The organism is Corallococcus carmarthensis (assembly GCF_003611695.1).
GTDB lineage: Bacteria > Myxococcota > Myxococcia > Myxococcales > Myxococcaceae > Corallococcus > Corallococcus carmarthensis.
In genome coordinates, this window is the sequence record NZ_RAWE01000263.1 from 1 (window position 1) to 12,426 (window position 12,426).

Consider the following 12,426-nt stretch of genomic DNA (forward strand, 5'->3'; position numbering starts at 1 on the left):
CCCCAACCCCCGGTGAACCCTTGGCCCCCTTCTCCCCCAGAGCTTCCGCGTCGCGGCGAATCCTGCTGGGCCTGGCGCTGCTGACGGCGCTGCCGGCGTCCGCCACGGACATCGTCACCTTCAGCCAGGGCGCGCTCATCATCCCGGAGCAGGCCACCTTCCAGCAGGGCTGTGGAAGCCTGTCGGCCTACGGCCTGGTGTGGCGCCTGCTGCAGTCCAACGAGGCCGGCGGCTTCAACGCCAACCACCCGGTGACGGTGTACCTGGCCATCGACGACACGAAGCAGTCGCCCAACCGGTGCGTGCCCACCAACAAGCACCTGCCGCCGTCGCCGAACAACGGCCAGTGGAACGACCCCAGCTGGAACGACGGCTGCGACTTCCACATCTCCCGCGCGGACGCGGCGCCCGTCGTGCCGGTGCCACCCCTGCAGGCGCTGCCCGCCAGCGGCCTGTTCCCCGAAGACGACCTGGAGAACTTCGCCACCAACACGAACGAGGCGCGGCCGAACTTCGCGCGCGCGACGCTCAACACCGCCAGTGGCTTCCGCGACGCCCAGTACATGGGCGGCTCGTTCATCATCGACGCGAAGGACGCGAAGAACGCGCTCGACTTCCTGAACTCCTCCGCCGGGGCGGACGCGCCGAAGAAGTTCCGCACGCCGTGCAACTGCGACACGTTCACCAATGGCAGTGGCTGCTTCTACGTGCGCATGCACCAGGCCACCATCGAGTTCAACGCCCCCATTGGCCGGCGCCTGAACCGCGTGCCCCCGAAGATCGCCCTGCTGGACCTGGACGACGACAACGCCGTGGACAAGTCGTTCGTGAAGGGCGGCATGCTGGACGACTACCTGCGCAACGCGGGCCTGGACTTCGCTGGCGCGGGAGGCTGCCCCCAGGGCACCACCAGCGGCTGCACCCTCAACGGCGGGCAGCCCGGCCTCATCTACGACTCGCTCCACGCCAACGCGGACCTCATCTCCACCTCCGCGTTTACCAACGGCCTGCTCAACGCCGTGGACCCCGCCACCCAGCGCCCGCGCTACCGCGTGTTCTGGGCGCCGCACTGGCGGATTGGCAACAGCACCCGCTCCGAGTACCGGTCCAACGGCGACGGCGCCGTCAACCAGGCGGAGAACGTCCTCAACAACATCTCGCACTTCACCAACCAGCGCGGCAACGGCCTGTTCGCCGAGTGCACCAGCATCTGGTCCTACGAGCACACGGAGCGGCCGGACGGCTCACTGGTGCCTTCGTCGCGCTTCCAGGGCGACAACGTCTTCGAGAAGAACAAGCTCGATGACGGCGAGCACTGGGACGGCCGCAACTGCACGGACCCCGACTACCGCAACGAGTCCTCGCCCCGGCCCGAGTGCATCATCTACCCCAACCCGGGCGACCCCTTCTCCCAGCTGGGCGACTTCCGCTTCAACAACGTGCCGGGTGAAACGGAGAACTACCGCACGACCTTCAAGAACGGCGTGCGGCGGCTGGCGGTGAGCTGGAAGAACTACGCCGCCGGCAACCAGTACGACAACGCGGTGCACGTGGCGGCGGATGTCGACCACCGCGGCCACGACTTCTTCTCCTTCAACCAGAAGGACAATGATCCGCAGAAGGCGACCATCGTCTACCTGGCGGGCCATGACTTCAAGGACAGCGTCGCGGGCACGCGCATCGTGCTCAACACGCTGCTCAACCTGGGAAGCGAACCGCTGCAGAGCGAGCGCACCGTGTCCGCGCCCGTCGCGCTGGACGACACCAACGGCAGCGATACCAACGGCTCGCGCGCCCTGCTGTTCAAGACCTCCTACAACGCCGTGACGGGCTACCCGCCGGGCGCGGACACGTACACCCCCGCGCAGGGCTCGCACTGGGTGTTCCCCTACTACCCGGGCACGCTGCGCGCGCACTCGCTCATTGGCGGGGATGCGCTGTCCGCCGGGGAGAACTCGCTGTCGGACGGCACGCTGTGGAACGCGGACGCGCGCATGCCCGCGCCCGGCGACCGCAACCTCTTCACCTACTTCGGCGGCGAGGTGACGGTGAACCCGTCACTGGGCGTCAACCGCACCGCGCCGCACGGGGTGCTGCAGGTGGGCTGGCAGCCGGAGGAGGTCTCCGGCACGCGCATCAACAAGAGCTTCAGCACGGCCCCCAACCCCGGCTGCGTGGACGTGCTGAAGCTCGGCCGCGCCACGGCGCGCGACGGCACCTTCCGCTACGACTTCATCAAGGGCAGCGACGGCATCTGCGACCTGCAGCAGGCGACGCAGTACTCGCAGCAGCTGGCCGGCCCCGACTTCGGCGGGGTGAACGAGATGCTCAACAAGGGGTTCCTGCTCAACGACTTCAACGCGGTGGCGATGATGCTCCAGCGGGTGCGCGGCTACTGCTACGCCACGATGTCCGGCCGCGACGGCGCCAACGAGACGCCCATCCTCCAGCCCTCCAATACCCAGTGCAACAACGACGACGCGGACAACAAGGCGCACCTGGGCGGCTTCATCCACTCGTCGCCCGTCGTCGTGACGGCCAGCCCCCAGATTCCGGACCGCACCGCCGCCCGGCCCACGGTGGCGTACGCGGCGGGTCTGGACGGCCAGGTCCACGCCTTCTACGTCTCCGGCGGCGCGCGCTACGACGGCCCGGCGGAGAGCCTCCAGTTCCCCAACCCGGACGCCAGCGCGCGCTTCAAGACGGACTTCGCCCAGCGCTTCCGCGGCGGCTCGCTGCCGCAGCCGGGCACGGAGCTCTGGAGCTTCCTGCCGGCCACGCAGCTGGCGGGCCTGCGCAACAACACCGCGCGGGTGAACAGCGCGCCCGCCGTGTTCGACGTGTTCGCGGACTTCGTGGGCTCCGGCCGCCGCGAGTGGCACACCGTGCTGGTCGCCAACGTGGGCCAGACGGGGCGCGACCTGTTCGCCCTGGACGTCACCAACCCGCTCAAGCCCGTGCTGCTGTGGCACCTGGTGGGCAGCCACTACGCCACCGCCAGCGCGCCGCACTCGGCGGTGGCGCTGGCGGACAGAAGCCAGGGCGGCACGGACTGGACGTACAGCTGGGACGAGGACGCCAGCCTCTTCCTGCTGCCGCCGCGCGCGGATCCCGGCCGTCAGCCGAGCGGCCTCTATGACTACAGCGGCCTGGGCGGCTCGCGCGGGCTGTCCGTGGGCGTGGGCCGGCTGGGCATGGAGCCCGTGTACGCCGTCTTCGTCGCCTCCAGCAGCTCCGGCGCGCTGGCGGTGCCGGGCTCTCCGGGCTCTCCCGCCAAGGGCGTGCAGGTGTTCGCCATCGACGTGGCCACCGGCCAGAAGCTGTGGCAGTGGCAGCAGGCCTACACCAGCAGCGTGGACAACAGCGCGCCCGCCGCGCCCACCGTGTCGCAGGACTCGAGCGGCGCCGCGCGCCTCTACGTGGGCGACATGGAAGGCCGGCTCTGGGAGCTGGACGCGTCCACCGGCATGAACGTCAACGTGGCGCGCATGGGCCCCGTGTGCACGGACGCCACGCCCTGCAAGTACACGGCGATGAACATCGGCGGGCTGCCCATCACCAGCCAGCCCATCAGCACCAACGTGGGCCTGGCGCGCATTCCGCGCGACGCGGCGGCCACCTCCGCCTTCGGGCAGTTCAAGGGCGAGGTGGTGGCCCTGGTGGGCACCGCCGGCATGGACTGGGTCCCGGACACGGTGGGAGGCCGCTTCCACGCGCTGCTCCTGAACGCCGGCCTGCGGCTGCCGCTGGGCATGGACGGCAAGCGGCTGGACGGCTCGCTCATCAACGCGAACCTGGCCCACACGGAGGAGAACACCTACGGCGTGCTCCAGGAGCCCGCGCCCTTCCCGCTCGTCTTCGCCGCGCCTGAACACGTCTACGGCAACATCACCATCGCCGGGCGCACCGCGTACTTCAGCACCGCGGAGGAGTCCGTGAACGACCCCATGCTGCTGAGCGCCTCCGTCCGCGGCCGCACGTACAGCATCGACCTGGGCAACACGGCGGCCACGCAGGCGGGCATCCAGCCCATGAGCGGCGCGTCGCTGGCCAACTACGGCGGCGTGGCCGTCTACCACCGCGACAGCGGCGGCACGTCCCAGGACTACGTCGTGGGCGCGGAGGTGAGCGCCCTGCGCGTCACGCGCATCGACAACGCGAGCAACACCGGGGCCTCCAGCCCCAACACGAAGGACTCCGTGGACGGCGAGAACGGCGTGCTCTACCAGCTCCTCAACTGGAGCCAGAGGTTCCTCGAATGAGAGCCCTTTCCTCTTCCGCCTCCCGCCGGGGCAGCGGCATCCTGGAGGTGCTCATCTCCATGAGCATCCTGGCGCTGGCCGCCGTGGGCGCCGTGCTGGGCATGGTGGCCGCCACCCGCGACGTGAAGGACGGCCAGGTGCTCCAGGGCCGGCGCATGCTGCTGGAGGCGCGCGTGCAGCGGCTGTGGCTCGCGTCCAAGGTGGAGCTGGCGAACCAGGCCGTCCCGCGGCCCGCCCTCTTCCCTCCGGATGTGGCCCTGGGCACGACGCCCTGGCAGCTGGACCCCAGCGCGCCGCAGGCGGGCGACGTGGGCACCGGCGCCTACTTCCGCGTGCGCCCCACGGGCCAGGTGGAGCCGGCGCTGGACGTGCCCGCGGGCACGGCCTGCAATGCCTCCACCCCGGACACGGTGCTGCCCCGCGACGTCTACTGCCGCGAAATCCTGGTGACGAAGGGGCTGCCCAAGGACCTGCCGCCCGCGGCGCAGGCGATGGTGCCCGCCGGGTCCCTGCCCTTCACCTTCTGGACGCGCGCGTACCGCAAGAACGACAACCGGGAGCGCGCCACCGTGCACCACGAGGTGTTCGTCCAATGAAGCGCTGCTCGAAGAGCCCGTCGAAGCCGCGCGGCATGACGCTGCTGGAGACGATGATCGCCGCGGCGCTCGCCACCATCATCCTCGCCGCGGCCACGGCCCTGCTGCTGGCGGGCGGGCGCGTGGTGCACAACACGGAGCACGTGGCGGACAGCCATGACAACGCGCGGCTCGCGGGAGAGACGCTGCTGTCGGCGGTGCGCCAGGCCGGCGCGGGCATGTCCGAGGGCCTCTGGGTGGTGTCCAGCGGAACGCCCCTGCGCATCAACCCCCTCTTCGGCGGGGACGGCGCGGGCACGGGCGTGCTCGCCGCGACGACGACCGGCAACGTGCCGGGCACGAACGGCAGCGACGACCTGTGGCTGGTGGTGCCGGACCGCAACTACCTGGGCCGCAACTGCGCGCCGGGCGCGGCGATGACGGTGGTGAAGCCGGGCACCGGCGCCCTGCAGGTCAACTGCGTGGGAGCGCCCAGCGGCGCCGCGCCCGCCAACCCCATGCTGGTGGCCAGCAACATGAAGAGCGCCGCGCTGCTCACCCAGACGTCGGTGACGAGCACCCCGCCCACGGCCACGGTGAACTACCAGGAGACCGCCGTGCCGGGCTTCTCCAACGCGCCCCACAAGGGCGGCTTCCAGCGCGGCGACCTGGTGTACCCCGTGCGGCTCCTGCACTTCTTCATCGGGACGAACGCGAACAACGGCCGCAAGGCGCTGATGCGCGCGGAGGGCAAGCCCGCCAGCGACGTGTCCGGGCGCCCCTTCATGGACATGGGTGACCCGGTGGTGGTGCAGGACTACGTGGAGGACTTCCAGGTGGCCTTCGGCATCGACGCCACGAACACCGGTGACCCCACCCGCTACGACTTCCAGCACGGCCTCAAGCCCGAGTTCACGCCGGGCCTGCGCTCGGTGCGCGTCAGCGTGGTGGCCACCGGCCGCACGCCCCGGCGCGACACGCGGAACGAGGCCGTCCTCTCCGAGGACCTGCCCCTCTCCGTGGAGAACCACACCCCGGCCACCGTCCCCGCGGACGGCTACTTCCGCAGCCTCTTCTCGCGCCGGGCGGAGTTGCCCAACCTGGCCTCGGCCAGCCTGTGAGTCCGTCTTCCGTGAGGCCTTCCGCCATGTCGTCCCCGCGCCTTTCGTTCCGAGCCCGCCGCGCCACCCGCGGCGCCACGCTGCTGCTCGTCGTGCTGCTCATCACCGTGCTCCTGGGGCTGGTGGCGGGCGTGATGGCCTACGCCAGCAGCGAGCGCACGCGCGCGGTGACCTCCAGCCGCGCGGGCCAGCGGCAGGGCTGCGCGGAGAGCGGCCTGCAACTGGCGCGCGGCTACTTCGGCCGCAACTACGCCCAGTGGAACACATTCCTGAACGCCCCCTCCGTCTACGACCCCATCGCCTCGCCCACCAACCCGGCGCCCGCCAACCCGCGCACCGCCGCCGGCCGTGCGCCCATCAAGACGGCCAACGCCGCGCTGTTCGCGGACCTGGACGGCGACGGCAAGGACGACGTGTACCTCTACATCCGGGACAACGAGGACGAGTTCAAGCCGCTCACCCCCGAGTGGAACCGCGACAATGATCAGCAGGTGGTGGTGGGCGCCATCTGCATCAGCGAGACGATGATTCCGCGCCGGGGTGACACCAACCAGCTGGACCCCAACGCGCTCGCCGTGGAGGGCATCCTCCAGTACAACGGCGGCGGCCACGCCTACACGGCGCAGACGGCGGGCGGCACGGGCTCCGGCAACCTGAACCGTTGAGCCGTCCGCCGGGCGTGCGAAGCTTCACCCCATGCCCACGCTCGAAGACGCCATCGCCCTGGCGGTGGCCGCACACCAGGGTCAGCGCGACAAGGCAGGACAGCCCTACATCCTCCACCCCCTGCGCGTGATGCTGCGCCTGGCCTCCGACGCGGAGCGCACCGTGGCCATCCTCCACGACGTGGTGGAGGACACGCCCTACACGCTGGAGCGCCTGCGCGGCCTGGGCTACCCGGAGGACGTGCTGTCCGCCCTGGACTGCCTGACGAAGCGCGAGGGCGAAAGCTACGAGGCCTTCATCGAACGGCTGCGGCCCCACCCCCTGGCCCGCCGCGTGAAGCTGGCGGACCTGGAGGACAACATGGACGTGCGCCGGCTGAAGGACGTCACCCCCAAGGACGCCGAGCGCCTGTCGCGCTACGTGGCCGCCTGGACGCGCCTGCGCGCGGAGTAGGGAAAGACGACGGCCCGGCGACCCTCCGATGAAGCGAGGGCGGCCGGGCCGCGAACCACCAGCGTCGTGCTGCCTGCCTTACGCCTTGGCGAGCTGGCGGAGCACGAACTGGAGGATGCCGCCGTTGCGGTAGTAGTCGAGCTCGTTCGGCGTATCGATGCGGCACAGCGCCGTGAACTCGCGGGTGCCGTTCTCACCGGTGGCCTTCACGGTGAGCTTCTTCTGCGGCGCGAGCCCCTCCGCGATGCCGGTGATTTCGAACGTCTCATGGCCGGTGAGGCCCAGCGACTGCGCGTCCTGGCCCGCCTCGAACTGCAGGGGCAGCACGCCCATGCCCACGAGGTTGGAGCGGTGGATGCGCTCGAAGCTCTTGGCGATGACGGCCTTCACGCCCAACAGCTGCGTGCCCTTGGCCGCCCAGTCGCGGCTGGAGCCCGTGCCGTACTCGGCGCCCGCCAGCACCACCAGGGCCGTGCCGTCCGCCTGGTACTTCATGGACGCGTCGTAGATGCTCATCCGCTCACGCGTGGGGATGTGCACCGTGACGCCACCCTCCACGCCGGGAACCAGCAGGTTCTTCAGGCGGATGTTGGCGAAGGTGCCGCGCACCATCACCTCGTGGTTGCCGCGGCGCGCGCCGTAGGAGTTGAAGTCCTTGGGCTCCACGCCCTCCGCCATGAGGTACTTCGCGGCGGGGCTCGTCTTGGCGATGTTGCCCGCGGGGGAGATGTGGTCCGTCGTGACGGAGTCACCCAGGAGCGCCAGCACGCGCGCGCCCTTGATGTCCTGCACCGCCTTGGGCTCCTTCGGGAGGTTCTCGAAGAAGGGCGGCTTGCGCACGTAGGTGGACTTCTCATCCCACTTGAACGTGGAGCCCTTGCTCACCTGGAGCTGCTGCCAGAGCGTGTCGCCGTCCATGGCGTTCGCGTACTGGCTGCGGAACTGCTCCGGCTTCACGGCCGTGCGGATGGTCTCCTTGATCTCCTCGTTGGACGGCCAGATGTCCTTGAGGAACACCGGCTTGCCGTTGGGGTCCGTGCCCAGCGGCTCGTTGTCCAGGTCGCGGCCCACTTCGCCGGCCAGCGCGTACGCCACCACGAGCGGGGGGCTCGCCAGGTAGTTCATGCGCACGTGCGGGTTGATGCGGCCCTCGAAGTTGCGGTTGCCGGACAGCACCGCCGCCACCACCAGGTCGCCCTCCACCACCGCGTTGGACACCTGCTCCGGCAGCGGGCCGGAGTTGCCGATGCAGGTGGTGCAGCCGTAGCCCACGACGTGGAAGCCCACGGCCTCCAGGTAGGGCAGCAGGCCCGCGTCGCGCAGGTACTCGGTCACCACGCGGCTGCCCGGGGCCAGGGACGTCTTCACCCAGGGCTGCGGCTTGAGGCCCTTCTCCACGGCCTTCTTCGCCAGGATGCCCGCGGCCACCAGCACGGCCGGGTTGGAGGTGTTGGTGCAGGAGGTGATGGACGCGATGACCACCGCGCCATGGCCCACCTGGTAGCTCTGCTTGCCCGCCTTCACGGTGACGGACTGGGCCAGCCGCTCCGGGGGCACCGGGGCCGCGGGGGCCTTCGCGCCGCCCTTGGGGCCCTCGTCGTCCTCGCCCTTGCTCTTGCCGGCGGACAGCATCTCCACGAGCGACGCCTCGTACCCGGCCTTCATGTCCTTCAGGGGCACGCGGTCCTGCGGACGCTTGGGGCCCGCCAGGCTGGGCACCACGGCGGCCAGGTCCAGCGCCAGCGTGTCGCTGAAGAGAGGCTCCTGGGCGCCGGCGTTGAGCCACAGGCCCTGCTCCTTCGCGTACGCCTCCGTCAGCGCCACCACGTCATCCGGGCGGCCGGTGAAGCGCAGGTAGTTGCAGCTCTCCTCGTCCACCGGGAAGAAGCCGATGGTGGCGCCGTACTCCGGAGCCATGTTCGCGATGGTGGCGCGGTCCGGCAGCGACAGCGCCTTCAGGCCCTCGCCGTAGAACTCCACGAACTTGCCGACGACGCCCTTCTTGCGGAGCATCTGCGTGACGGTGAGCACCAGGTCCGTGGCCGTGGCGCCCGCGGGCAGCTTGCCGGTGAGCTTGAAGCCCACCACCTGCGGAATCAGCATCGTGATGGGCTGGCCCAGCAGCGCGGCCTCCGCCTCGATGCCGCCCACGCCCCAGCCCACGACGCCCAGGCCGTTGATCATCGTGGTGTGGCTGTCCGTGCCCACCAGCGTGTCCGGGTACACGGTGCTGCCCTGGCGGAACGTCACCTGCGCCAGGAACTCCAGGTTCACCTGGTGGCAGATGCCGATGTCCGGCGGCACCACGCCAAAGCCCTTGAACGCGCTCTGGCCCCAGCGCAGGAACGCGTAGCGCTCGCGGTTGCGCTCGAACTCCAGCTCCGCGTTCTCCTTGAAGGCCGCGGTGGTGGCGAACGAGTCGATCTGCACCGAGTGGTCGATGACCAGGTCCGCCGGGTTGCGCGGGTTGATCTTCGCCGGGTCACCGCCCATGGCGGCGAGCGCTTCACGCATGGCGGCCATGTCCACGACGGCGGGCACGCCGGTGAAGTCCTGGAGCAGCACGCGCGCGGGGTGGAAGGAGATTTCGGTCTCCGGGGCGGCCTTGGGGTCCCAGGCGAGCATCTTCTCGATGTGCTCGCGCTTGACGACGCGGCCGTCCTCGTTGCGCAGCAGGTTCTCCAGCAGCACCTTGAGCGAGAACGGGAGGCGGTTGACCGCCGGGTGCGCCTTCGCCAGCGTGGCCAGGCTGAAATAGTCGTAGGTGGCCGAGCCCACCTTGAGCTGGGCCTTGGTGCCGAAACTGTCCGTCATGTGCGTTGCCGTCCTTCCGTGCCGGAATGACGCAACTTCTAGGCGTGTCCCCCCCGGCATGCAAAGGGTTCCTGCACCGCGTTGAAGGCGGTGGACGGTTGGCTCCGACCCGGGGCTTACAAGCCCGCTCAGAGCGCCTTGCGGAAGAAGTACAGCACGCGCTCCACGGCCTTCTGCCAGAGGGGCCGGCGGCGGAACTCGGCCAGATCCACCTCGCGGCAGTTGCCGCAATCCAGGCGGAACGAGTCCTCCAGGTCGCGCCCCAGCCGGGGGTCCGCGAAGACGGCGTTGACCTCGTGGTTGAAGGCCAGGGACAACCGTTCCAGGTTGAACGACCCGATGGTGCCCCACACGCCGTCCACGACGGCCGTCTTGGCGTGCAGCACGCCCCGGCGCCACTCGAAGATGCGGATGCCGGCGTCCATCAGCGGCTCGTAGAAGGCGCGCGTCGCATGCTCGAGGAAGGGGTGGTCGCTCTTGCCCCCGTTGAGCAGCAGGCTCACCTCCACGCCGCGCTTCGCCGCGTCCTTGAGCGCGGCCACCATGCGCCGGTCCGGCACGAAGTAGCCCGCGGCGATGAGCACGCTGGCCCGGGCGCGCTGGATGGCGTGCAGGTAGGCGCGGTGGATGCTGCGGCGGCTGGACAGCACCGCCAGGCCCACGTCGCCCTTGCGGGGAGGGGCCTCCAGCGCGTGGGCCCCGCCGCGGATCCGCCGGCGAAGGCGGCTCAGGCGGTCGCGGAACATCATCCGCCACGTGGCCAGGAAGCGCCGCTCCAGCTCGTGCACCGCGGGGCCTTCAATCTTGAGCACGTCGTCGCGCCACGCCACGCCCTGCCCCTCCGGGGCCCAGTGCGCCGCGATGTTCACCCCGCCCGTGAAGGCCACCGTGCCGTCCACCACCAATATCTTCCGGTGGTCCCGGCGCAGCAGGTGGCGCAGCCCGCGCTGGAGGCTGAAGGGCTTGAAGGCCCGCACATCCACGCCGCGCTGGCGCAGGCCCTCGAAGAAGCTCCTGCGGCTGGTCCACGAACCCACCGCGTCGTAGAGCACCTTCACGTGCACGCCGCGCTCGGCGGCCTCCGCCAGCGCCTGGCCGAAGAGCTCGCCCACCGCGTCGGTGACGAACATGTACGTCTCCAGGCGGATGGAGCGGCGCGCGCGGCGGATGGCCTCCAGCATCTCCGGGTAGGCCTCCACGCCGTCGCGCAGCAGGCGGCACGCATTGCCCTGGAGGGTGGGGTGGCGCCGCGGCAGGTAGTAGCGGGCGAGCAGGCGCCGGGACACCCCGGCGCTCCACACCGGACCGTGCTCCGGCACCGGCCCCGGCGAACGCGCCGGCCTCGGCGCCGCAGGCACCAGTCCTTCCGTCTGCCCCTCCCCCACCCGCTCACGCATCACCCCACTGAGGGTGGGAATGGGGGGAGGGATGGGCAACCCGGACGGGCTCCGCCCGCCTCCCTGGCGGGGTTGCACCGTCCGTTAAGCGACGGCGGGCGCTACAGCTGGTACTCGGCGCGCTTGTTCTCCGCGCGCGTGGCGCACGGCTGGTCGTACTCGGGGAAGTACTCGCGCATGTGGTCCAGCGTGGAGGCGGCCTGCTTGAAGTGGCCCTGGTTGTAGTAGCCCTCCACCTCCAGCAGCAGCTTGGAGCAGGTGCGGTCCAGCTCCTGCTGGGCGCGCTTCATGGCCTCCTGGGCCTCGAAGTAGAGGTCCGGCTTGGGGTCCGGGTGGGCCTCCAGCATCAGCCAGGCCTCGCGGAAGGACTTCCACGCCTCGTAGCGGTTGCGCGCGCCGATGTCCGGCGTGTCGAAGTTCTTGCGGCCCTTCTTGAAGGACTCGCTGGCCGTCTGCACCAGCTGCTGCGTGGAGAGCTGCTCGGGCAGCAGCGCGCGCTCCACCCAGACGTTCCACACGCGCCAGGTGTCCTCGCCCGGCGGGTTGCGGGTGTTGTCGAAGATGATGCGGTTGGGCTCGCCCTTGCGCAGCTGCTGGGGCGGGATCATCAGCTCCAGCGAGCGCTCCTGGCTGGCCATCGTGTCCGGGGGCACCTTGCCCACGTCCACGCCGTTGACGCTCACCACCACCTCGTCCTTGGAGATGCCCTGGGCCTGGTAGTGGAGGATGACCACCGCGCGCGTCGCGGCGACGAACTCCCACTCGAAGACCTTCATGTCCGGCCGGTTCCAGGTGACGCCGTCGCCCAGGCCGAAGGAGTCGTTGATGGGCTGGTTGGACAGGCGCACGGGCTCCTCGCCCTTCTGCACCTGGGTCTCGCCGCCCAGCACCAGCCAGTACATGAGGGCGAAGAGGCCCAGCACCACCACGCCGCCGCCGGCCATCACGCCCGCGCGGACCTTGGAGTTCGCCTCCGCCCAGAACAGGCGCAGGTTGGCCACCAGGCCCGGCGTCTCACGGCGGATGCGGGCGCGCTCGGCCGCGGACAGTCCGCCGCCGCTGGAGGCACCGGCGCGCGGCGTGCGGGCCACCGCGCGGGACGACTGCGAGCCGGTGCGGCGCGCGGTGGCCCGCACGC

General features: G+C 70.5%; 7 protein-coding genes and 1 pseudogene. 5 read left to right on the forward strand and 3 right to left on the reverse strand.

Annotated elements, in window-relative coordinates:
* The first annotated feature begins 20 nt into the window (after positions 1-20).
* From D7X32_RS39170 to D7X32_RS39190, 5 genes are read left to right on the forward strand one after another with little or no spacing between them, the layout of a single operon-like run.
* The gene (locus tag D7X32_RS39170) at positions 21-4,262 is read left to right on the forward strand and encodes a pilus assembly protein (RefSeq protein ID WP_120607629.1); all 4,242 of its coding nucleotides are present in this window, start codon (positions 21-23) and stop codon (positions 4,260-4,262) included.
* Positions 4,259-4,858 carry a PulJ/GspJ family protein gene (locus D7X32_RS39175; protein WP_120607630.1) on the forward strand — a complete coding sequence of 200 codons (600 nt, stop codon included), beginning with the start codon at positions 4,259-4,261 and terminating at the stop codon, positions 4,856-4,858. The genes D7X32_RS39170 and D7X32_RS39175 overlap by 4 nt, the downstream gene beginning before the upstream one ends.
* The gene (locus D7X32_RS39180) at positions 4,855-5,958 is read left to right on the forward strand and encodes a PilW family protein (protein ID WP_120607631.1); all 1,104 of its coding nucleotides are present in this window, start codon (positions 4,855-4,857) and stop codon (positions 5,956-5,958) included. The genes D7X32_RS39175 and D7X32_RS39180 overlap by 4 nt, the downstream gene beginning before the upstream one ends.
* A gap of 26 nt (positions 5,959-5,984) precedes the next feature.
* The gene (locus D7X32_RS39185) at positions 5,985-6,623 is read left to right on the forward strand and encodes a hypothetical protein (RefSeq protein ID WP_120607632.1); all 639 of its coding nucleotides are present in this window, start codon (positions 5,985-5,987) and stop codon (positions 6,621-6,623) included.
* A 31-nt stretch (positions 6,624-6,654) separates the two neighbouring features.
* Entirely contained in the window at positions 6,655-7,077 is a 423-nt protein-coding gene (locus D7X32_RS39190; RefSeq protein ID WP_120607633.1) for an HD domain-containing protein, read from the forward strand.
* Between the two features lie 78 nt (positions 7,078-7,155).
* Here D7X32_RS39190 and acnA read toward each other — a convergent pair whose 3' ends face one another.
* From acnA to D7X32_RS39205, 3 genes and pseudogenes are all read right to left on the reverse strand, one after another.
* On the reverse strand, positions 7,156-9,891 hold the full coding sequence (gene acnA, locus D7X32_RS39195) for an aconitate hydratase AcnA (protein ID WP_120607634.1): 2,736 nt from the start codon (positions 9,889-9,891) through the stop codon (positions 7,156-7,158).
* 128 nt (positions 9,892-10,019) lie between these two features.
* Positions 10,020-11,288 carry a phospholipase D-like domain-containing protein gene (locus tag D7X32_RS39200; protein WP_120607635.1) on the reverse strand — a complete coding sequence of 423 codons (1,269 nt, stop codon included), beginning with the start codon at positions 11,286-11,288 and terminating at the stop codon, positions 10,020-10,022.
* Positions 11,289-11,389: 101 nt separating this feature from the next.
* Positions 11,390-12,426 (reverse strand): annotated as a pseudogene (locus D7X32_RS39205) (FHA domain-containing protein); the annotation flags it as partial.